Source organism: Yersinia pekkanenii, assembly GCF_001152565.1.
In the GTDB taxonomy this organism is placed as follows: domain Bacteria; phylum Pseudomonadota; class Gammaproteobacteria; order Enterobacterales; family Enterobacteriaceae; genus Yersinia; species Yersinia pekkanenii.
On record NZ_CQAZ01000035.1, the window covers coordinates 26,824 to 50,957 of the forward strand.

The following is a 24,134-nucleotide window of genomic DNA, read 5'->3' on the forward strand; positions in this document are numbered from 1 at the left end:
ATAGGATAATGCTGTGATTTAAAATAATTATTTAACTGATACGCTTGACTTTTAAGTTAATCGCAATGGTGGTCTGGTTTTTAAGGGGTATTATGCCATTTTTTACTTTTAAAACGGATGAGCAATAATATGAGCGATATATTTCCTCTGACATTACTTGGCGTTGAATATGATCCGGCGTATGGCGAAATTGAGTCTATCCTATCTCAATTAGATGAGTCCGCGGACCCTCTTTTTCGCTCGGATGAACCTCCATATATAAATTGGCACCATATTAGTGAACTGGCAGCCAAATTACTGGAGCAATGTTCTGATTTGCGCGTAATGGTTTGGTTTATAAGAGCAAATATTCAAATTAAAGGTGTTTTTGCTCTCTATGATGGATTAATGAATTTGAACCAGTTGGTCAAGGATGATTCTGCTGTTATATACCCATTATCAGACGAAGCACCATTGAATAGTGGTCATGCTGCCGCTTTAGGTTGGTTAGCTACTGCTCAATGCATTGCAGAGATTAAAGCGACACGCATCACCGCAGAGCATTCTTACACTTTACAAGACATAATTACTACCGCACTCACATTAAGTGGCCAGGAACGTCATTCTATTACATCTTCTTCGTTGTTAATAACGGTTAATAATTATTTTAAGAAGAATGGATTGCCTGATTTACAAGAACAATTATCAGGAATTAATGGATTTCTAGAAGAAATTTCATGCTATGCAAATCAATGCAGCGAAGATTATCAACTTAATTGTGATTTATTACATGTTTTTTTTAAAAATAATATTTTTCAACTTTCGCAGCTCAACGAACCATTACGTGATGACTCAGAATTTTCTGATAAAAAGATAAGAATAGATGAAGGACATGAACGCGAGTATTTAAATTCAAATGATAAAAAAATTAGCTCCAGGCAAGAGGTAATTATGATGCTTGACCGTATTTTGGAGTATTTCCAATGTTATGAACCAAGTCATCCCGCACCCATGTTCATTTATCGCACCAAGGAGATGATAGGTATGGATTTCTATTCCATTGTTGAAGAAATTCTACCGGAAGCTGTTATTGCATTAAAACAGCTGGCCGGAAAAAACAACCCACCGTTTCGATAAGGACAGTTAAATGGCCAAAGATTCTAGCTCGCAAAAATTTATTGGAAGAAATAATGCACCTCGGGTGCAAATTGAATATGACGTCGAAATTTATGGCTCCAACAAAAAAGTAGAGTTGCCTTTTGTTACTGGCGTTATGGCTGATCTTTCTGGTCATCGAGAAAAACCGCTCTCTGCTGTTGAAGAACGTAAATTTCTTACCTTTGACCAAGATAATTTCGATGCACGGATGAGAGCAATTAAACCGCGTCTTAAATTCTACGTCGATAACACCTTAAGTGAGGATAAGGAATTACTCAATATTGAGCTGGATTTTGAGTCAATGGATGATTTTTCGCCTGGGGCATTAGCTCGGCGTATTCCCCAAATGGAAAAATTACTTGAGGCGCGAACTCATTTGGCTGAGTTGATTACCTATATGGACGGTAAAACCAGTGCAGAAGAGGTGGTTAAACAGCTACTTGAACAACCCGACTTTTTACAGAGCCTGGCGACGGATGCACAGGGAACGGTTTCAAAGCTCAGTGAAGATAATGATGCTTTAGTGGAAGACGGAGAAGAATAGTGGAGAACATGCCGCAGTCCCAGCTCAATAACACACTCGATGTCGATGTCGCCGTCGATTTTGTCGAAAACGAGTTAGACGATATTTTAAAACGCTCTTTTCGCCCTCGGACTGATGAAGCCACCGCCACTGTGCGCCGTGCCATCGGTACTCTTGCTGCTTACGTTAATAAAGGCCAGGTTAAAGTCAGCCGTGATGTCGTGCTTACTATTGAGTCTTTAGTCGCTGAAATTGACGAAAAGCTATCCGAGCAAATGAACCATATTTTGCACCATAAAGAATTCCAAAAACTGGAGTCTGCTTGGCGGGGACTTGGATATCTAGTTGATAATACAGAAGTTAATGAAACGTTAAAAATCCGCGTGCTTAATATTAGCCAGGATGAGTTGGCAAAAACACTGCGCCGTTATCGGGGTTCTGCCTGGGACCAAAGCCCGATATTTAAACAGATATATGAACATGAATATGGACAGTTTGGGGGGGAACCCTTTGGCTGCATGATCGGCGATTATGAGTTTGATCACAGTCCGCAGAGTGTGGCTCTATTGACTGAATTAGCCAAGGTCGCGGCAGCAGCTCACTGCCCTTTCATTGCATCTTCATCTCCGAGCATCATGCAAATGAACAGTTGGAAAGAGCTGGGTAATCCTCGGGATATTGGCAAGATTTTTACGACTCCAGAATATGCACCGTGGCGTCGTTTGCGTGAAAGTAATGACTCCCGTTATCTGGTATTGACGCTACCACGCTTTCTATCACGCTTACCCTATGGTTCGAAAGGCGACACCATTGATGATTTCGCCTTTGAAGAAGTGGTCAGTCCCTATGCAACAGAAGACTTTACCTGGGCCAATGCAGCCTATGCCATGGGCGTCAATATTAACCGTGCTTTTAATGAATATGGCTGGTGCTCGCGGATCCGTGGCATTGAATCTGGTGGTTCAGTAGAAGAACTCCCAGCTTATGCTTTTCCGTCTGATGAGGGCGGATATGAGCTTACTTGTCCGACAGAGTTAGCCATTTCAGACCGTCGTGAAAACGAATTATCCAGTGCTGGCTTCTTGCCGCTGGTCTATCGGAAAAATTCTGATTTCGCTGCATTTATTGGTTCTTGTACTTTGCATTCACCTGCCAATTATAACGACCCGGATGCAACAGCAAATGCCAAATTATCAGCCCGTTTGCCTTATATATTTGCCACCTGTCGTTTCGCTCATTACCTCAAATGTATTGTGCGCGACAAAATTGGTTCATTCCGTTCACGGGATGATATGCAAGTTTGGCTTAACGACTGGTTGATGAACTATGTCGATGGCGACCCTTCAATTTCAACAGAAGCGACCAAAGCTAAGCGCCCCTTGGCTGCGGCTGAAGTGCAGGTGGAAGATGTTGAAGATGACCCTGGTTTTTACCGTGCTCACTTCTATTTGCGTCCTCACTATCAGCTAGAAGGCATGACCGTTTCCCTACGACTGGTTTCTAAACTTCCATCCAGTAAAGAAGGTGAAACGAAGTAGATTTTTTAACACCACTCTTTGTTTGGATGAGTGTTCTTCATAAGAGCAATAGAAATATCAATATAAATATCAAGGAGGTAAAGACACTATTAGACGGATGCTACGGTTTTGATTAAGGCAATATTTGATTGCCAATAACTTATTTAACCCAACATTAATGACATTAATTCAGGAGTGAAAAAATGGCAGCTTTAGTCGATTATTTTCTCAAAATCGAGGGGGTAGATGGCGAATCCCCTGACCAGAATTATCCCGGCTGGATCCAGTTACAAGCTTGGCAATGGGCAGAGGAAAACGCGGGACGCTGGGGGTTTGGTAGTGGCGGTGGTTCTGGAAAAGTCGAAATGAAGGATTTCGAATTCCGCATGGTCAGTAACAAGGCATCACCAAAACTGTTCTTAATGTGTGCAACGGGTGATCACGTTCCTCAGGCTAAGTTGGTGTGTCGTAAATCAGGCACTGGTCAGCAAGACTTCCTGACGGTCACCTTCAGTAACTGTCTGGTTTCTTCTTTCAAGACTGTCGGCAATATGCCTTTTGGCAAAGGCGAGCAGGAAGAAACCGCTACTGTGCTGCCAACCGATGCCATCAGCCTTAACTTTGCCCGTATCGAAGTTGAATACAAAGAGCAAAAAAATGATGGCTCTATGGGCGCTGTAATTAAATCAGGCTACGACCTGAAATTGAACGCCCGTATTTAAGTCAGTAATGCATCAAGACTGCTCTCGGTTCAGGAGAGCAGTCTTCACGATAGGATGGGTAAGGGCTAATTATGGATATTTCAGCGCCAATACTTTTCGACAAATTAAGTCTTCGTCACGAACACGCGCGCTTGCCGCATTGGCGTGATGTTATTTTGCGCGATATCGAATCTTTATTGAATGACTCGGCCCACAGTGCCGAGCTGAAGTTGAAACGCTATCCGTATTGTGAAACTTCAGTGCTGAATTACGGCTTACCTTCACTCAGTCAGCAAGTCCCAGTACACACCGATTTGATGGCGTTGGCCAGACATATACAGCGAATTATTGCCACCTTTGAATCACGTTTGGATCCCCGATCTATCAAAGTGGTACCGCTGATTAATAAAGACCAAACCTGGGTGCTCGCCATTCTCTTTGACATCCATGCCCGGTGTAATTTGCCTGGTGAAGACCATTTAGTGAATTTACGCATCGCACTTGATTACTCCTACGGAATGGTTCGCGTTCTTTAAATAACGTGTAGAAATAAAACAGGGACAGCCGTCATGCTTAACGAAAGTTTTCTGGCCTTATATAACGAAGAGTTGCGATATTTGCGCGAGGATGGGCAGCGCTTCGCTCATATGCATCCGCAGGTAGCTCAACATCTTGGATTACACGCAGATGGTGTGCTCGATCCTTTCGTAGAACGGCTGCTGGAAGGCACCGCCTTCCTCAGTTCCCGTATTCAACAGCGCTTGAACAACGAACACCCTGAGTTCGCTCTGCAAATGCTCGGGCGTTTGGCACCACTTTGGTATACGCCTTTACCTTCTATTGCCACTATTGCGTTAAGCCCAGACCTCACCTCACCGCAATGGCATTCACATGTTGTATTACCTAAAGGCAGTCGGGTAACGCTGAGTGACGGTTCGTTAAATAATCGGCAAGCAAATTTCTCGACTGGTCGTAATCTGAATATACAACCTTTGATCATTGAAAGTGCTGAGTGTGCCAGCACGCCACCGGCCTATTTACCACAAACGGTTGCCCAGCAATTACAGTCTGGACAGGCTCATTTACGCCTGAGTTTAACGACACAGGGTGTGGCTTCGCTGTCAGACCTGGATTTCTCTCCCATGAACCTGACACTGGCTGGCGCGACAATCCATGCAAATCAGTTACTCACGACACTGTTGAATAACACTCTGCGTATTGTTTTATGGGCCAGTACCGAGGGTGAACCTCTGGTTAAGGTTCTCACAAAAGAACATCTTTGCCAGGGGGGATTAAATGAGCAAGAAGCACTCTTGCCGGTGGGGATCAGTGAGCTGCCGGGCAGTCGTTTGCTACGGGAATATTTCGCTGCACCTTCACGTTTCTTTGATCTCGAATTACAGGGCATCAATGATTTTCTGCAACGAGGAGAGGGCGTCCATAGCTTCGAGATCCTGTTTGTTCTGGACCAGCGTCCGTTGCATTTGATTGGAAGGGTCAGCAGCAACGACTTCCGTCTGTTTGCTACACCAATTATTAACCTGTTTAAACGCCGCTGTAGCCCGGTGCTTATTAATGGGGAACACACAGAATATCCGGTGGTAGTTGATCCACTGAATCCTTCTTTGTATGAAATTCATCATGTCATGGGGGTTAATGGCTTGCTGACTGAAGGTGGCAGCGTGCCATTTTCTTCCCTTCATGGACATGCTCGCTTTGATGATGACGATAAAGTCGCGGGTTACAGTATTCGCCGCCGCCGGGAGTTTACTGATAAAAACCGGGCAAAAAACTCCCCGTTACTGCATGACAGCGTGTTTATTACCATTTCCCCCGGAGCCAGTGGCGTCGATATTGATCACGTAAAATCTTTGTCCATCGAAGCGATGGTCTGTGAACGCCATTTAGTCCCCGGTCAGTTACAACAGCCGGAATTTCAGTTGGAAGTTGCCCTCCCGGTGGGGCAGGTAGAAATGCTGCGCCATCCGACCAAACCACAGGGAGTCCCCAATATTGCTCAAGCCTGGCAGGCATTACAACTGATTGCTAATAATCCACTGCGCTACGCACTACCGGAAATTACAGATTGCTCACCGCTGCTGAAAGATTGGTTGTCGCTGTTTTGTCTGCCTGAAGAGGCGAACCAATACAAAAGGATCACCAGTCTTATTCACGCCAGCATGGCTCATAATTTTGAGCGCCATGCTGCGCCAGGGCCTATTGCTTGGGGTCGAGGGGTTGAAGCTACCTTGAATTTCAGCGGCAGCCATCATAGTGACAAAGGTGCTTTTCTGTTCGCCCGTATCTTGCATCATGCCTTGTCAGAATATTGTGAGTTAGGGCAAACCCTGAGAATGCATATGCAGCTTGATGGTGAAACCTTCGCTAAATGGGGCCCTGTCCGTTATGACTAATCTCCAGCCTCAGGATAGTGCTTTTCTGCCGGGCCTATCGGCCAGCCAAGATTTTTTTGAATTAATGCGTCGGATTGAGCGCGCCACGCCGGAGCAAAAACGTCTTGGCACTCTGGGGGATAAAAGTAACTTGCGGCTACACATTATTCAACCGGCTGATATGTCATTTGCTCCGCGTGAAGTGAGTGATGTTCGACAAACACTGAATACTCGACACCGGTTGTCGGAAATTACTATTTTCTGCCGCCACTTTGGGTTGTTTGCTCCTTACGGACCACTGCCGATACATGTTACTGAGCATGCCCGCAATGAGGCGCTGTCTAAACGCAACCCCGCCTTTGAGCATTTTGCCGGCATCCTCAGCCAACGAATGGCGATTTTGCATTATCGAGCCTGGGCCCAAATGAATGTGGCTGTGGGTCATGATCGAGCGTCAGAGAACCCCTTTAAGAATCATTTATGTCAGTTGGCGGGTCTGACTCCACAGCAAGCATTGAACCCACATATAGAACGGATTAGACGCTGTTTTCCTGGAGCATATCTGCCGGGTAGAGGCTCACTGCGCAAACTACAGGAAATTCTGTGCCAATACTTTGCTGTTCCTATCCGTCTTGAAGCTCGTAAAGGGCTGTGGATTGATGATTCTCGTAATGAGCAAAATCAACGTATGGGCCGATTAGGTAGCACACGTGTTGGCCGTCGTTTTTTCGATGTGCAGCATAGCCTGGTGTTATCTATTGGCCCGGTATCTGACCCTCAATATCTGGATTTTCAGCGTAACAGTGAACGTATCAACACGCTGGTGCGGATCTGTCATGACTTTGTCCGCTACCGAATGGTACTGGATGTGCAATTGATCATAAAAACGTCCCCCAACATGGCCTGCCGCCTGGGAGGGGGAACCCTTAGCCGCCATTGCTGGTTAAAACCAGATTCAGCACTGCGCATACAGCCAATTTATAGAACCATTACCTAGCTTATGGGAGCGATAACGGTGTATCAACGTGAACGTCTTTTTAATCGATTGGGTGCATTTGCCTATAAAACTTTTGTTGAAGCGACTCGGCTTTGCCGCAGTTATCGACATGAGTATGTGGAGCTAGAACATTGGTTGAAAGTCCTGTTGGACCAACAGCGTGGTGATATCCCTATGCTATTGGCACATTACGGCCTTAATCAGGAAATTATCTCAACTCAACTTGACCACATTATTCAGCATATGCCGGTCACTAAAGTCTCGGTACAAGATTTGTCATCACGATTAGAGGCCGCGGTTGAAGGCGGGCTGGTGATGAGCCAATTAATGGGGTCACTTTCCCCCATTCGTACCTCGCATATTTTGCTGGCATTACTGCAAGACACGCAACATCAGCGTTGGTTGTATCGTCTATGTGATGAGTTCAAAAAACTACCGATTCCCCAAATTGCAGAGGAATATGAGGATCTGTTGCGTAGCTCTATTGAGTATGCAGACGATGTTCCGAAGGGCGATGCACTGGTTGCGGAAACGCAGAGCAGTTCATCAACAGAGGCTCAGGCGGCACTAAACAAGTGGTGTAACGATCTGACCCAGCAAGCGCAAGCCGGTGATATCGATCCTGTGATTGGTCGAGAAGCTGAATTGCGTCAGGTTATCGATATTTTGCTGCGCCGTCGTCAGAACAACCCGATTTTGGTTGGGGAAGCGGGAGTCGGTAAAACGGCAGTGGTTGAGGCATTGGCCCGAAAGTTGGCCAGCGGCGATGTGCCTCCGTTGTTGCAGGGCGCGCGTTTACTTTCCCTGGATTTAGGGCGGATGCAGGCGGGTGCCAGTATGCGTGGTGAGTTTGAATCGCGTCTTAAATCCCTGATTGATGGCATTAGTCAATCTGATACTCCGATTATCCTGTTTTGTGATGAGGCCCATACGCTGGTCGGTGCTGGTGGGCAAGCGGGTACCGGGGACGCTGTAAATCTGCTTAAACCCATGCTCGCAAGAGGGGCGCTGCGGATGATCGCCGCTACGACCTGGTCAGAATACAAACAGTTTATTGAACCGGATGCGGCCTTAACTCGCCGTTTCCAGCGGGTATTGATTGGTGAGCCAAATGAGTCTACCGCCGTAGATATGCTACGGGCTATTGCGCCACATTTTGCTCAACATCATAACGTCACTATCCGAGACAGTGCCATTTTTGCGGCTGTCCGTCTGTCATTGCGTAATTTGCCTTCCCGACAATTGCCCGATAAAGCCATCAGTCTGCTGGATACGGCCTGTGCACGTGTCGCCCTGAGTCAGCACGCCGAGCCGCAAGCGATTGAGCAATTATCGGCTCAACTGGATGTGCTTAAAACCGAACATCACTATCTGATTCGGGAACAGCAGTTAGGCGCTATAGTCGAGCAGCGATTGGCTGAAGTCGAGGCGCAAATTCAGACGTTTGCAAGCGAACTGACGGCTCTGCAACGTCGTGATTATACGGAAAAACAGTTAGTTAGGGAGGTTATTCCCGATACGCAAAGTCATGGCGTGATGACGGATCATGCTCGCTGGCCTGAACTTCTCGCGTTACAAGAAGGCACACCTTTGGTTTATCCCTGGGTGGATGAGCAGAGCATTGCTGCTGTGCTTTCCGACTGGACCGGTATTCCTTCCGGTAAAATGTTGCAGGACGATATCGAGTGTGTGTTGAATCTCGAACAGCGGCTTGGTGAGCGTATCTTCGGGCAACAGAACGGTATCAAAGAGATCTCACAAGCGATACGCATCGCTCGGGCAGGCATTCAGTCGCAAGACCGCCCGCTGGGTATCTTCCTGCTGGCAGGCTCCACGGGAACGGGGAAAACTGAAACCGCCAATGTATTGGTCGAAACCCTCTACGGAGGGGCCCACAACCTGATTACCTTCAATATGAGTGAGTTTCAGGAAGCACACACCTTATCCACGCTGAAAGGTGCGCCTCCAGGTTATGTCGGTTATGGCAAGGGTGGGAAATTAACGGAAGCGGTAAGGCGCAAACCCTATTCCGTTATTCTGCTTGATGAATTTGATAAAGCTCACTCTGATATTCAAGATGCTTTTTATCAAGTCTTCGACAAAGGATGGATGGAGGATGCCGAAGGGCGCTTGGTCAGTTTCCGCCAATGTTTTATTCTGCTTACCTGCAATCAGGGGGCTGAAGAGATCGAACAGGCTTACCTCGCTGAAAGCGATATTAAACCCGCTGTACTCAAACCTCTGGTGTACGACGCCTTGCTGCGCCGCTTTGCTCCCGCGCTGCTAGCCAGAGTCAATATCATTCCTTATATCCCATTGGATCAATCCGCTCTGGCGCAAATAGCCTCTTATCACCTTTTACGTTTACAGCAGCGTTTATGGGATGAAATCGGCGCCTCTTTGATCATCGAGGGGGATATTCCTGCATGGGTTGCCACTAGGGTTTGCAGTCATCCCAATCATGGACGTGCTGTTGAAGAGCTTTTGCGCCAGACCATACTTCCCATTGTTGGAAATGAAGTTTTGAAGCGCCGTCACGAGGCTAACCCGCTGAAAGAGATACGTTTGATCGTTGAGGAAACAGAACTGAGTATTGAATTCGCGTAACTGATATTAGGGCCGGTGTGAGTGCACATTAATTTTAAACGGGGTCGTTATGCCATTAATTGAGATAGAGAATGATGTGTTATCAGGTCTGGATGCCTTTCCTCTTAGTTTCACCACGGAAGAGCGGGTTTCGGGTAATCCGGCTTATAACCTGGAGTTTCAGGCTGCAGATGCTGATATCGATCTGATTAGCTTATTAGGGGAAGTCATCAAGGTAAAAATTGAATTACCGGATTCTGTTGGTTACCGGACCTTTTTTACCTATGTGGTGGCGGGAAGTGATGAAGGACAACGACAAAATCAATTTATTTATCGCCTTGAACTGAGTACCTGGCTGTGGTTTTTACAACAAAACCGTAACTGCCGAATTTTCCAGAATCTGAGCATCATCGATATCATCGAGCAGATATTTTCCCGCTATAACTTTGCTGATTATCGATTTGACATTGCCAGTAGCTATCCATCGCGTGAGTACTGCGTACAGTTTGAAGAAACGGATTTCGCTTTTGTTAATCGTCTGATGGAGGATGAAGGTGTTTGGTACTACTTCGAACATCACGACGATAAACACACATTGGTTATTACCGACCAACAGCAGTTTCCCGCACTGGAAGACCCCTATGCACAACTGACTTTTCTGCCTGATAGTGAGGAGATGCGGGCGATTCGTGAAGGGGTACAACGCATTCAGCGTTCACAGCGTATCCACTCCAGTGAAGTCGTATTACGTGATTTTGATTTCCGTAATCCACGCAATACCTTGCAAACTCATATAGAAGAAAGCCGCCAATACCTGCAAGACGTGCCACTGGAATGGTATGGCTATGGGGCGGGTTACACCGATACCCAACATGGTGAAAATATTGCCCGTTTACGTCTTGAGGCCATTCAGAGCCATGGACAGATGTTGTCGGGTGAAAGTAATGCCACAGGATTGGCAGTAGGTCGCTCTTTCTCTTTGGTACAGCACCCTGATAGTAATCGTAACCGTGCCTTTAAGCTGATTAGCTGTGACTACAGTTTTGTGCAAGATGGGCCGGACAGCGACAGTCGGGGCCGCAATATTCTCTGTCGTTTTAAAGCATTAAACGATGACATTGTTTACCGCCCGCAATGCCTGACGCCGCATCCACAGGTTTCAGGCTTGCAAAGTGCGACGGTAGTTGGCGCACGTGAGTCAGAAGTTCATACCGACAAGTTTGCTCGCATTCGTGTTCACTTTCATTGGGATCGCTATAAAACCACCGAAGATGACAGCTCCTGCTGGATCCGCGTCGTGCAGGCATGGGCCGGTAAAGGTTGGGGAGTCCTTGCGATGCCTCGCGTCGGGCAGGAAGTCTTGATCAACTACGTTGATGGTGATCTGGATCGCCCTATGGTCACAGGGATCGTCTATAACGGTGAAAACCCACCGCCTTATCGTTTACCTGAGAATATTAACTATTCGGGTTTTGTCTCCCGTTCTCTGCGCTTCGGGCAGCCACAGCACGCCAGCCAGCTCACCTTTGATGATAATCGTGGTAATGAACGCATCATGCTGCATGCCGAGCGTGACTTGCAGAAAACCATTGAACGCAACAGCTCTACGGCGGTGGGGCAGGATAAATATGAAACGGTAGAACGAACCGCCACGGAATGGATAAGTAACCATGTCTCTTATAAGAGCGTTAACTTCTCGGTCACGGGCATGGATGTGTCTGCCAAAGGGCTAGGTATTTCGAGCACTGGGGCCAGCTTATCTTTAACTGGCATCGCTGTCAGTGCCACCGGCGTTAATGTCGGGTGCACTCTGGTCGCTACCTCATTTACTGGTATTGGTACTTCATTTACCGGCGCTAGCACCTCCTTCACCGGGGCCAGTACCAGTATGACCGGTGTGAGCACCGGTATGACCGGATGCAGCTCTTCCTTTACCGGCACCAGTAATAGCATGACTGGCAGTAGCCATAGTATGACCGGATTAAGTTCCAGTATTACCGGCCAGAGCATGGGCCAGACAGGATCGAGTCTTAGCATGACGGGCAGCAGCCAATCCTTTACCGGTAGCAGTGTCGGTTTTACGGGTAGCAGCATCAGCACTACCGGCGTGAGTCACAGCACCACCGGCAGCAGTACCAGTATGACCGGCAGCAGCATGAGCACCACGGGTAGTTCTGTCAGTATGACGGGCAGCAGCATCAGTACTACGGGTAGCAGTGTGTCCACTACCGGGAGTTCTGTTGGTACCACGGGAAGCAGTATGAGCACCACGGGCAGCAGTATGAGCACCACCGGTAGCAGTATCAGCACCACCGGTAGCAGTATCAGCAATACAGGCTTCTCCCTCTCTTATACCGGTGTGGGTTATTCGCAAACTGGTGTCGACCTAAAAACCGTCGGTATGCAAAGCAAAAACTGATAAGGAAGCATTATGCGCATTATTCGTCCACAACAACTTGTGGTGCTGAAAAATAGTTATCAGATAGGTCGTGAAAGTCATATGGGGATCAGTGTGGTGGCGGGATGCTACTTGTCCAAGCCTGAGCATATGGTGACTGAACCGCAAATTTGGCAGGCATGGAAATCAGCCCCGCTTTCGCTGCAAATGCTCGACAGTGCTGAACCAAAGCCCTTCGCCGAGTTCTTGCTGGCGGGTCATGCCGGTATTGGGGAAGAAGTGACATCGTTGTATCCAGAGGTAGAAGTGGGGGCGATTACTCGGCGTTGGTGTATTGAAGGGGAAGGCAGCAAAACAGGGCTTGGCATCAAACCTTTCTTGCGTATCCCAATGGATCATACGCAGAGCTGGGGAGGGAAAGGCTGCAAAGAAAATCCTTTGGGGCGTGGTTATGACGATGAACGTAAACCGACAGTGATGTCGATTGGGTCGGATGGTTCTGCTACGGTTCGTTCACCCTTGGCGGCATCGACCCCCGTTCCTCATGGTTTTCAGTTACGCAAAGCACATCTTGATGATGTCGCTTCAAGCATGACTGACCCCAAATATCTGGAGACATTTTATCCCGGTTTACCACCAAATATTAATCGTCGTTATTTCCAGATGGCGCCACCAGACCAATGGCTGAAAAAAGCGGAATGGCCAGATAATGTGCCTTTTAAACTCACGGGATTTCGGCCACACAATGAGGTTATCTCAGGGGTATTTCCGTCGATTAGTGCCAGAGCCTTTATTTGGGATAACGCCACGCAGTCTCCCAGTGAATTGATATTACAGCGTAAAACATTATGGCTGCTACCAGATGATGACATTGGCCTGATGGTGTTTACCGGCAATTTGCCGCTGACCCATCTTTTTGATGAGCCTGTCGAGACCTTATTGGTGGGGATGGATCACGCGAACGAGTTGCGTAGCCTGGAGTATTACCAACAGATCTATAAGAAACGCAGCATAACAGACGCTCCAACATTTGAATTTCTTAAAGATACTGAGTTGATGCCAGTAGGTATGCCATTGAATGTTATCCGGGATCTGGCTGACCACCCCGATTCATTACGCTATAACGCCACTGCAATGCCTGAGATTGATGCCGAATCTTTTTATCAAGATATTCAAAAAGCTATTGAGTCACAGGAACGTCAAAAAACGGCAGAACAAGATACTTTACGTGATTTGAAGATCCCGCCGGCCAGTTCGGATGAACTGGGTACCCAGTGGTTAGCTAGTGGGGAAGATACGGCAACAAATATTATATTTTCAGGTACCTCTCTATCCGGAATGAGTCTGGACAATAAACAATTTCGCTATTGCACCTTTAATGACAGCCGTTTCGATAAAACCACACTTAATAACTGCACTTTTGAGCATTGCCAATTTATACAAGGTGGTTTTGAAGATTCACACTGGAACAAGGTGCATTTCACTGGCTGTTTATTCAAGCAAACGGAATGGCAGAAAACCCATTTTATCCATTGCAAATGGGAAAAAATAACCTTTGAACATGTTCTGTTTAACCAGAGCCATTTTACGGACATTTTTTTCGATAACTGCTTGATTAATAACTGTGATTTTAGTCTGTCACAATTCGAATATTGCACCCTACAGAGTTGTTTCCTCTCCGAGACGCTGTGTGAGCAGACGATATTTAATCAGGTCAACATCCTGTCGTGCGTATTCGATAAATGTGATGCAACTTTGGCCCGCTTTACTGAAAGCACTATAGAGAAAACCTCGATTATCACTAGCCATTGGGCCTCTGTACGCTTTAGCTACTGTTATTTCAATAGTGTGACGACTGGGCTCAATACCCATTTTCCCGATACCCATTTTGAGCATTGTAGTCTGAATAAAATGGGCTTTCTCAGCGCTAATTTGCAATCCAGTACTTTTATTTATTGTTCGATGTTGGAGAGTTGCTGCGATAAAGCAGATTTATCGCAGGCGACACTGATTGCCTGTGATATTGCCTCTGTGCGCTTGAAAGACGCCAAACTGGCGCACAGTCACTGGCAGAGCACCAGTTTACAGCAAAGCTTGCTTTACAACGCCGATCTGCGCGGTGCCAGTTTCGTGCGTTGCAATCTGGCAGGTGCCAATTTAGCGATGACCAACCAAAATCTAACCACTTGTTTTGAACATTGTCTGACGGAAAAGACCCACTGGATACCGCGTCGTTACAAGGCTTCAGCATAAACGCCCGGTTTAAAAGGAATATGGAATGATACCTTTCGATGGCCCAATGCTTCCCCCTGACGGCCCACGTCAGATAGTGGGGCAGCATTTTACACAGCGTCAGTTACAGCCGTTAGCACTGTCTGATGTTCACTTTATGCAATGCACCTTCACGGATATTACGCTGACGGATATAGAGGTGTGCAATATTCATTTTGAACATTGCCATTTTACCCACCTGTGCCTGAATGGCGGGAAGGTAGAAAACAGTACGTTTCGCTACTGTAAGTTCGATGATATTTCAATACAGGGCGTGTCATTAATTAATGCTTCATGGATTGAAGTTCAATGGCAGGGAGGCCATTTCACGGACTGCTTAATTGAACGCTGGTTATTAACTCTCTGTCAGCTCGATGATATTCACTTACAGAATATCCAATTACATTATTGGACCGTACAAGATACCCCAATAAACCGCCTGACGATAAGCAACAGTAAAATGCAAGATGCCAACTTGCATGGATGTGTTATTCAGCAGTCGGTATGGAAAGACTGCGAGCTTATCCGGCAAGTGATGAGCCGTTGTATTTTAAAAGACTGCAAATATCAGTCGATACGCAGTGACATTTTGGTATGGAGTCAGTGTCAACTTGAGCAGGTTGATTTCCGATACCAGCCGCTGGCAAACAGTAATTTCCACAAAACCCAGCTAACACAATGCTGGCTGAATAATGCCGATCTTACGGCAGTCCTGTTCAATGACGCGCATATAGAGGGTTGCGATTTCAGTATGGCACAACTCACAGCAGCACAGTTTGCTGATGCCACATTGAGTGACTGCAACCTTGAAGCGGCCAAATTGCACAAAGCCTCTTTGTTACGGGCAAACTTGACGCAATGTAACCTGACTCAGGCCAATTTGGCTCAGGCTGATATGCGCAGTTGTGTGCTGAATGCTTCGTCATTACAGGCCAGTCAACTCAATAAAACACGTCTTCACGGCGCACAAGTGCCGATTTTGGACGCGTTTTTACAAATGCCAGACCCCTTACTGATCCAGATTGATAACTGGTACCGCTGTCATCAACCAGGCCCACAAGATACCCCCCAATTTCCCTCTGTACCTTCAGGAGCTAGCCGTTATGTCTAAATTAGCCACTTTACTGAAATTTCAACGTTATTTACCTGACTATCAGGTCCATTCATCGAAAAAAACGTTGTCGGTGGGATCACGTCAACCGCAAATAATGACTGCCAAGGTTTCTAGTATAGATAACGGCAGTGTGTTACTGCACGGATATGAAACATTGCCGGTAACCAATGCGGCCAGTTGCCTATTCCTGCCAGAAATAGGTGATCAGGTCAGTGCTGTTATCGACCAGCAGAAGATTTACATCACCGCAATCTTATATCGCGCGACTCCTGATTCTCCATTGGTGATGAACAGTGGTGATATTCCTTTGCACCTTGTTACGACCGCACTGGAAATTCATAGCCCGGAGAGAATTGAGATCCATACAGGACATTTTTCATTGATGGCCCGTACCTCGTTGTGGGTGGCGACAACCATGCATCAGGTAGCTGACTCGCTATTTGTCAGAGCGAAACAGGCGAGCAGAGAAGTGGAGAATACTGACGAGATCCATGCTCGTCATATTAATCAACAGGCCGATCAAAGCTTAATTATTAATAGCCGGATTGGATCATTAAATGCCACCTCCGTCCTCAAAATCGACGGCGGACAGGTTCACATGGGGTAATCACGATGACAGCAGCCAATACCCGCGCAGGTGGGATCAGTTTTACCGGTTGTGACCCTATGGTCCCAATCTCTGCCCCGAATATCGCGCCAAACGCCAATGGTATTCCTAATGTTAGCAATTACTTTTGTTGCGGCGGTAATGAACAAAATCTCAACACTATCCGCCTGTCCACGATAGATGCCGGCGGGATCACCGGAGCGGCTTCTGGCACACATTCGGCCAAGATGGACCCGATGCAAGGGTCAGGTAAGTACTTCATTCAGGGAAGTCCAGCAACACGTTTAGGAGATATGAGTATGACCAATAACAACAATGCGTCTTCGACGCAAATTGCGCCTAGTCAGACGAAGTATTTTATCAATGCGTAGCATATTCAGACTTTTTTCCTGGCTGATTCTGGTGGGTAGCGCACTGCTAAGTGGCTGTAGCTGGTTTTCTTCAGCTCCGGAAATACCGCCACAGCAACGCCGAATTGAGCTGCGGATTGTCACTGCCCCCCATATCAATCCAGGGGCCAACGGGCAAGCGCAGCCCTTAAAATTATGCATTGTTGAACTGAATAGCGAGGGGTGGTCTCCCCCTGGTTTATACCAAGGGGCACTTTGCAGCGGTATCAATACCGGCGCAGAGGTTGTCAGTGTGACGGAATACATGCTTGCCCCGTCAGAGGAACGTCGATATTTCCGAGAGGTTCCTTTTGAACAAGAGCGTTGGTGGGCAATCGCTGCTGAGTTTCAGAACATGAATAACGGTAAAGGCCTCCTAACCTTCAAGTCTGATGCCCGTGGCGATTTCAGCCGAGTGATTTTCGTTGATGGTAAGAATCTATCATTAGAAGCTACAACTGAGCAAAAAGTTTTAAAGGACAAATAATATGATGCCAAAACAACGAGTTGCTTGGGTAGAAGGGATGCTGATGGAACCTCAGCATTTTCAACAACAGGAACGTTATTTAGAACATCTTACTGAGATGCGTGCACGGAGTCTGAGTGCGCTGGCATGGGGATTCCACACATTAGGCATTAATCAGGGCTTACTGGATCAGGGCAAAATTGCTCTTAATCATGCTGGGGGTATTTTTCCTGATGGCACACCTTTTAACATGGGTGAGAACGAATCTTTACCCTTGCCCTTTGACCCAGGAGAAAATTGTCAGGGGAGTGTCGTGTGTCTCTCGATCCTGATGGATATTCCAGGTAATACCTATATTGATTTGACACAGAGCCGCCACGGTAGCCGTTTCATTGCTCTGGATGCTGAAGTGAAAGATCGCAATCATGGTATTGCGGCAGAAGGAACACCGTTGATCGCGACGCTTCAGTTGGGACAATTACAATCCAGGCTCAATTTGCGCGGCAGTATCAGTGATGCAGAATCAATGCTGCCTATTGCTTATATCAAAGAACGTACCCGTGACGGGCGTTTGATTTTGGATGATAATTTTTTGCCGCCGATGTTGGATTTTCGCGCTATCGGCTGGTTAGACAATGCGGTAACCGAGTTATTGGGTTTAATCGTTCAACGACTTGAGGCAGTTTATCGGCCTGATGTGCCCCTTTCAATTGGTGGTTTATCCGAGTTATTGGAACTGTTATTACTGCAAACGCTCAGCGAGTACAACCTCAAACTCTCGCATGTTCTGATGCAAAAACAGGTACATCCTGAACAGCTTTTTCAATTATTACTGGGGCTGCTCGGGCAATTGAGTACGATCCCTGGCGGTGATAAACCTTGGGCAAGACAGGATTTGCTCTATGCACATCATGAACCGCATAAGGGATATTTTGCCTTGTTCGCTGCTCTACGCCGCGCACTTTCACTGGTGATTGAAGCGCCGGCGGTCGCCTTGCAGTTTGTTGAACGCGGCGACAATATTTACCTGTGCCAGAACGATGCACAACTGCGTCTGGAAAAACTGATTTTTACGGTCAGTTCAAAGCTGCCTGCCGAAACCATTCGTTCGTACTTCCCGACTCAAACCAAACTGGGTCCCGTGGAGAAAATTGTACAATTGATCGACTTGCAATTACCGGGGGCGAGGATGATCCCAATGTCCTCACCACCAAGATATATCCCTTATTACCCGAACAGCGTCTATTTTGAAGTCGACCATACTGACCCTATGTATAAGGAAATGATGTCAGGTTCGGCTATCGCACTCAGCATCGTGGGTGATTTCCCTGAACTGCATTTTGAAGTTTGGGGACTGAGGCAAGGAAGACTCGGATGAACGATTTCGAACGCCAGATCCGCGAAGCCATTTCTGCAGCACGCAATGGCGCAAAACATGCGGAACAGTCATTAACCAATCCCTTGTGGCAAGCCAAAAGCTCAGTGGCCTCTTTGGGCGGCATTATCCCAAGAGGGGGCCGCCCATCAGATGCATCCTCGGCAGAGCAGCAGGAAAAGACGGTGGCCGATATCTTGGCTAATCAGGCAAATGAGAGTGCGCTCGCGGCAAATCAGCCATTACCACTCGCTCATGACACTAATCCGGCAAAACTAGCACAAATATCTCAGGGTAGTTCTCGGGGACTCTATGAGCGTCCTGGGGTACTACAAGGGCTTTGGGATAACACTTATATTGCAGCAGCAATGCCCTTATTACTGCTGGTGGAGAATATTCGCCGTTGGCCGAGTCGTGTCGCAGCCGAAGTCAGGCCGCCGATTGTTCGGGAATTGCAATTCTTCCAGCAGATCCTGCAAAAGAAGAATTGCCCGCAGGAGGATGTAGGTCATCTCTCTTACTTACTTTGTACTTATATTGATGGAATTTTCAACGGGCTTCAGACATCAGAATCCTACAACCAGAGTTTGTTGGTTGAGTTTCACCGTGATGCCTGGGGGGGCGAGGACTGCTTCGAGCATTTACGTGTCTATATGAATTCCCCCAAAGAGTACCGGGAAGTGTTGGAATTCTATGATTTGATTATCTGCCTGGGTTTTGAAGGTAAATATCAGATGCTAGAATACGGTTCGGTATTGCTGATTGATTTACGCAGCCGTCTCCATACACAACTTTATGGTCAGGAAAACACCCAATCCCTGGCGATTGCGCAGGCGATTCAAGGTTCTCCGCGTCGCCAATATATTAAAGCACGAAAAATCTTCATTTATGGTTTCGCATTCTGTTTGTGTGCCTATGGTGTTACCGCGTGGTATTTACATCAGCAATCTCAGCAAGTTCGCAGCAATATTTTGACATGGGTGCTGCCTGAACCCCGGAAAATAAACATCATGGAAACCTTGCCGAATCCATTGTCCAACATCCTGAATGAAGGTTGGCTGGAGGTGCGCAAGGACCCGCGTGGATGGCTGTTGATTTTCACCTCCGATGGGGCATTTCGCACGGGTGAAGCGACGCTTTCTGAAGAGTTTATCAACAAACAAAATATTGAGCGTCTTGGAAAAGCATTGGCTCCGTGGCCTGGGGATATGGAGGTCATTGGTCATACGGATAACAAGCCGTTCCGCAGTACATCTGGTAACAATAACCTCAAGCTCTCCGCCGCCAGAGCGACAGTCGTCGCTGAAAAGCTGCGGGAATCCACACAAATTAATGAAACCCATCAACGGGAAATCAGTGCTATCGGACGAGGTGAAAATGAGCCTCTGGCCGACAATGCAACGGAAGAAGGCCGCCGTCGCAACCGTCGTGTGGATATCTTATGGAAGATTGGTCAGCGTGATGCCGATAAGGCTATGCAGCAATACCTAGAAGTGCCTCGTACAGAAGCTCAGGGAACAGATACTCAACAATAGGAATTGTTATGATACGCAGAATGCTGATTTTAATTATTGCGCTGTTATTGTGCTACGTCGTGTGGTGGGTTGGTCCGCTCATCGCGATTGGCCCTTATTTTCCTCTGGGGAATGTTTGGGTTCGTCAGACAATTATTGCTCTGATCTTATGCTGGGCATTGTGGCCATTTGTCGCCATTTTCTTTGGTTGGATCTTCCGCTATGCCCGCGCACCAATACCTCGGCGCAAGAAAAAAACGGTTCAGCTTGATCGTGTTTCTGCGCGTTTTCATGATGCGATGCTGACGCTGAAACATGCTGATTTATCTAATTATAAGACCCGCTGGCAGCGTTGGCGGCAACAGCGTAAACGCCAATATATTGATGCGAAACCCTGGTTTTTGGTGATGGGGCCACAGGGATGCGGTAAAACGTCGATCATTTATGAGAGCGGTGAAAAATTCCTACTGTCAGAACAATATGGCTTGGCACAGACCACCGATATCGGCCCTACCCAGGACTGTAATTGGTGGCTGACTGATCGGGCGGTTTATATCGATACGGCCGGGGAGTGGATTTTACTGCATGGTCAGAGTGAGGAGGCGGGTACCGCTCGGCAAAAACTGTTTTCGATGATCCGCAAGCATCGCCACTATCCGGGGATTGATGGGATTATTCTTTGTCTTGATGTTGACGTATTACTACAGGCGTCACTGACGGAACGTAAGTCACTGGCTGATACATTGCGCCTGCGAGTACTGGAGGTTGCCTCAACCTTTCAGGCTGATATTGCCGTGTATATGTTGCTCAACAATATCGATAAGTTACCTGGTGGTGAAACCTTCCTCTCTTTGATGAGCGATGACCTCCTGGCTGAAGGACTTGGGATCAGCATGGTCCATAACGAACTGGGGCAGAATGATTTTCTCGCTGATGCGCAACGTTACCGTGAGTTCCTGTCAGGCATCAGTCGCTATGTGTTGGAAATCATGCATGACTCACCCAATATGGAAATGCGCCATCAGTTGTTACTGTTTACTGAAAGTCTGGGGGCAATACAAAAACCGCTATTTGGCTTATTTGAACAAATATTCCCGGCGACACCTATTGGTTATAGCGGTTGCCTGCGGCAATGCTGGTTAGGTAGCACCCGGAATCTAACCTCGTGGGAGGCTTTATATTACCCGTCATCAACGAATACTGTAGAAGATCGGCCTGCAGGCTCCCTGTATTTTCCTGCACTGAGTCAGGCAATTAGCGAACGGGGAGTCTTACACGGGACAGGGCCGATGCCTTTACGCAATAGACTGCTAGCTTTTGGTAAATATGTTGGTGTGACTTTAGCGCTCGGTATCATATTGCTGTTATTAGCGATGCGTTATTTTTGGGAATATGACTATATTGGCTACGCAACTGCCCGTTTTGATGAAACTCGCCGTATCGTGCGCGATATTCCGCTCACTAACCAGGTTAATGATAATTTAGTCGCAGCTTACGAACAGTTGGGATATATCAACACACATTATCTGGAAAGCTCTCCTCCATTATTTACACCTTATTTTGAACATCGTTTACTTAATCAGGCGATGTTAGAAACTTATCACCGTCACCTGAATAAAGTGTTCTGGCCTGCTGTCGAGAATTACGTGGCTAACGAGCTTAAAAAAGATACTCAGTCTTTTGATGTTGATAGCTATGACACGTTAAAAGTCTACCTGATGCTAGGCCAGCGTGATAACCGCTCACCGGAGGCTCTGGTACGATGGTTTATGGCTCGTTGGGAAGGTTTTGCCCCGCAGGGTTATACACAAGATGATCGGAAACTGTTCAGTTACCATTTGAGTGAGTTGTTCAATGGCTCATCTACAGCAGCCCCCGCCGCTAAGCTGAATGACGAATTGATCCGTGAGTCTCGTATTAAGGCGATGAAAACCCCAATACATATTCGGGTGATTAATCGTATTGAGGATGCACCGCTACCCCCACGGATTGAGAATATCTCCCTGGCAGATGCAGCAGGATCCAGTGTCACTCTCATGCTGAGGCGTAAAAGTCTCAAGACAGTGACAGATATAGCGATCCCCGCTTTTTATACTCGATCCAGCTATCACGATGTGGTTAATTCACAACTTCAGGCAGCATCAGAAGTGATGATCAATGAAGAAAAATGGGTACTGAGTGACGGTAAATCATCGGTCAGTAAAGTGAGTTTACTTGCTGCGGCCCAAAAATTGTCTGATGAAGCCCGTAAGTATTACCTGATGGAATATGCCAACCAATGGGATGCTTTTCTTAAGGATATTCGGGTTCGCCCGATCAATGGACTTGATGATGCCGCCTTATTGGCACGGCAGTTCTCCGATCCATCATCTCCTTTGGCCAATCTGGTGCGTTTCGCGTCACGTGAAACAACCTTGGGAATTGAAAGTTCAACCAAAGGAGGAATGTCGTCAGGCTGGTTTGATACTCAACGCAATAAAATCACTAATGCTCGCCGTAGCATTATTGACGAAATATCGGGTGAGCGTTCACGTTTTCGTTTAACCCCGGAAAAGGCGGTAGAGGATCGCTTTGAGATGTTAAGGCGTTTGGGTCTTGCCTTGCAAAGTACCTCCACCAGCAATTCAGATCCACTGGCCAAAACCTTTGAGCAAATTTATAACCAGTTGATCACGCTGTCTGCTTCACTACGAGCAGGGCAGATCCTGCCACAAAACAACGATTTTAACCGTTTACAAATCGATATGGCCCGTCAGCCAGAGCCGATACGTAGCGTTATGATGGATCTGTTGGCGGTAGGCCAAACACAAAGCTTGCAGCAGAGTAAGGCCAATCTCAGTAAAGGTGTTTCTTCAATAGCTTCAGATTTATGTAACACCACGGTTAATGGCCGCTACCCCTTCAATCGCTCGTCGAAAGAAGAAATAGGCATTGGCGATTTCAATCGGATGTTTGGCCGTACCGGTGCGATGCAAAGTTTCTTCGATCAGAATCTTGCACCTTATATCGATACCAATGGCAGTCGTTGGAAGGTTAAACCAGACAGTGATGGGGTAGTGACGGAAAAAACGTTGCGAGCGTTTGAGAACTCAGCCCGGATCCGTGACACCTTCTTTGATACCTCCGACAAGATGGCGATGTCGATGATTATACGACCAATTTCATTGACGCCATCAATTCTGGAAGTCGTCCTTGATGTCGATGGCCAGATACTGACCTACAGCCACGGCGCTAGCCAGCCAATGCGGTTTGAATGGCCGGGGCCGAAAGGGGGCGTCTACATCCGTCTGACATTCAAAACCCGCGATGGCAGTGTGGAAACGGTCAATTTCAATGGTCCATGGGCTATTTTCCGCATGTATGACGCCAGTAACGCAGTGCCATTGGGGCCGAATAGCCGTGAATTGACGATGGCAATGAATAATGTCAGCGGTTTTTTCAACGTTGAACTGAGTTCCACCATGAAAGATTACCCCCTGTGGTCAAAAGCATTGACCCAGTTCTCATGCCCTAAAAATCTCTAACCGCTAAATAAGGAAATACACATGCTTGATCCTAAAAATATGCAAAATGTATTGAAATCATCGGCTGATCTTGGTCAGAAATCTCAATCTGATTTGCAAAAACCCTTTCTAAAGGGCGTGCAAAATATGGAAATGTCAGGGGCTGATGCGGCACGCACGATTATGCAATCCGTTAATCAATCCTGTCAGACCATGATGAATGATATGAATAAGGTATTAGCTGGATTACAGGATAATGTCGATGCACATCAAAAAATGCAGAGCGAAGAACGTCCGAAAGATTTTGAGACAGCGATGAGTGACCTGCGCAATACACTTTCTAATGGCTTCCCGGAAGAGATGAAAAGCATGTTTGATAAGCTGCCCAAAATGTAGCTAACAGAGAAAAAAAGTAAGTCAATATCGTCTAATATCAGGGGATAACGAACCCCACTTTTTGTGGGGTTTTGCTTTCTGGCGTATCCGGGTGCCAGTGGGGATGACTGAGTCCGAATGTGCAATACTTCAGCTAACAACTGTCACTACCGTGGCCAATTTTAGTTGACCCATATATAGACGCCCCGGGTGTTACAAGTACTGGTTCGATACGGTTTGCGACCATATATCCGGCGTCATAGTCGGT

General features: G+C 47.0%; 18 protein-coding genes. All 18 read left to right on the plus strand.

Annotated elements, in window-relative coordinates:
- The first annotated feature begins 129 nt into the window (after positions 1-129).
- Positions 130-1,116, plus strand: coding sequence for a type VI secretion system protein TssA (locus tag AEP37_RS16485; protein ID WP_049614390.1), 987 nt, complete (start codon positions 130-132; stop codon positions 1,114-1,116).
- Positions 1,117-1,126: 10 nt separating this feature from the next.
- Entirely contained in the window at positions 1,127-1,681 is a 555-nt protein-coding gene (gene tssB / locus AEP37_RS16490) for a type VI secretion system contractile sheath small subunit (RefSeq protein ID WP_049614374.1), read from the plus strand.
- Between the two features lie 8 nt (positions 1,682-1,689).
- Entirely contained in the window at positions 1,690-3,198 is a 1,509-nt protein-coding gene (gene tssC, locus AEP37_RS16495; RefSeq protein ID WP_049614391.1) for a type VI secretion system contractile sheath large subunit, read from the plus strand.
- Between the two features lie 182 nt (positions 3,199-3,380).
- Positions 3,381-3,899: an Hcp family type VI secretion system effector gene (locus AEP37_RS16500; protein WP_049614375.1), complete on the plus strand. Its 519-nt coding sequence runs from the start codon at positions 3,381-3,383 to the stop codon at positions 3,897-3,899.
- Positions 3,900-3,970: 71 nt separating this feature from the next.
- Positions 3,971-4,414 carry a type VI secretion system baseplate subunit TssE gene (tssE, locus tag AEP37_RS16505; RefSeq protein WP_049614376.1) on the plus strand — a complete coding sequence of 148 codons (444 nt, stop codon included), beginning with the start codon at positions 3,971-3,973 and terminating at the stop codon, positions 4,412-4,414.
- Positions 4,415-4,447: 33 nt separating this feature from the next.
- Positions 4,448-6,292, plus strand: a complete 1,845-nt coding sequence (gene tssF, locus AEP37_RS16510) for a type VI secretion system baseplate subunit TssF (protein WP_049614377.1) — start codon at positions 4,448-4,450, stop codon at positions 6,290-6,292.
- Complete coding sequence (gene tssG / locus AEP37_RS16515) at positions 6,285-7,268, plus strand: type VI secretion system baseplate subunit TssG (protein ID WP_049614378.1); 984 nt, start codon at positions 6,285-6,287, stop codon at positions 7,266-7,268. The genes tssF and tssG overlap by 8 nt, the downstream gene beginning before the upstream one ends.
- An 18-nt stretch (positions 7,269-7,286) precedes the next feature.
- Positions 7,287-9,875, plus strand: coding sequence for a type VI secretion system ATPase TssH (gene tssH / locus AEP37_RS16520; protein ID WP_049614379.1), 2,589 nt, complete (start codon positions 7,287-7,289; stop codon positions 9,873-9,875).
- 49 nt (positions 9,876-9,924) lie between these two features.
- Positions 9,925-12,273, plus strand: coding sequence for a type VI secretion system tip protein VgrG (gene vgrG / locus AEP37_RS16525; RefSeq protein ID WP_049614380.1), 2,349 nt, complete (start codon positions 9,925-9,927; stop codon positions 12,271-12,273).
- Positions 12,274-12,285: 12 nt separating this feature from the next.
- Positions 12,286-14,505: a DUF2169 family type VI secretion system accessory protein gene (locus tag AEP37_RS16530; protein WP_049614381.1), complete on the plus strand. Its 2,220-nt coding sequence runs from the start codon at positions 12,286-12,288 to the stop codon at positions 14,503-14,505.
- A 25-nt stretch (positions 14,506-14,530) separates the two neighbouring features.
- On the plus strand, positions 14,531-15,634 hold the full coding sequence (locus AEP37_RS16535; RefSeq protein WP_049614382.1) for a pentapeptide repeat-containing protein: 1,104 nt from the start codon (positions 14,531-14,533) through the stop codon (positions 15,632-15,634).
- Entirely contained in the window at positions 15,627-16,244 is a 618-nt protein-coding gene (locus AEP37_RS16540) for a DUF3540 domain-containing protein (protein WP_049614383.1), read from the plus strand. The genes AEP37_RS16535 and AEP37_RS16540 overlap by 8 nt, the downstream gene beginning before the upstream one ends.
- A gap of 5 nt (positions 16,245-16,249) precedes the next feature.
- On the plus strand, positions 16,250-16,615 hold the full coding sequence (locus tag AEP37_RS16545) for a PAAR-like domain-containing protein (protein WP_049614384.1): 366 nt from the start codon (positions 16,250-16,252) through the stop codon (positions 16,613-16,615).
- Entirely contained in the window at positions 16,608-17,120 is a 513-nt protein-coding gene (gene tssJ / locus AEP37_RS16550; protein ID WP_049614385.1) for a type VI secretion system lipoprotein TssJ, read from the plus strand. Before AEP37_RS16545 ends, tssJ begins: the two co-directional genes overlap by 8 nt.
- A gap of 1 nt (position 17,121) precedes the next feature.
- Positions 17,122-18,477, plus strand: coding sequence for a type VI secretion system baseplate subunit TssK (gene tssK, locus AEP37_RS16555; protein ID WP_049614386.1), 1,356 nt, complete (start codon positions 17,122-17,124; stop codon positions 18,475-18,477).
- Entirely contained in the window at positions 18,474-20,009 is a 1,536-nt protein-coding gene (gene icmH / locus AEP37_RS16560) for a type IVB secretion system protein IcmH/DotU (protein ID WP_049614387.1), read from the plus strand. The genes tssK and icmH overlap by 4 nt, the downstream gene beginning before the upstream one ends.
- An 8-nt stretch (positions 20,010-20,017) precedes the next feature.
- Complete coding sequence (tssM, locus tag AEP37_RS16565; protein ID WP_049614388.1) at positions 20,018-23,512, plus strand: type VI secretion system membrane subunit TssM; 3,495 nt, start codon at positions 20,018-20,020, stop codon at positions 23,510-23,512.
- A gap of 21 nt (positions 23,513-23,533) precedes the next feature.
- Positions 23,534-23,887, plus strand: a complete 354-nt coding sequence (locus AEP37_RS16570) for a DUF6277 family protein (RefSeq protein WP_049614389.1) — start codon at positions 23,534-23,536, stop codon at positions 23,885-23,887.
- The last annotated feature ends 247 nt before the right edge of the window (positions 23,888-24,134 follow it).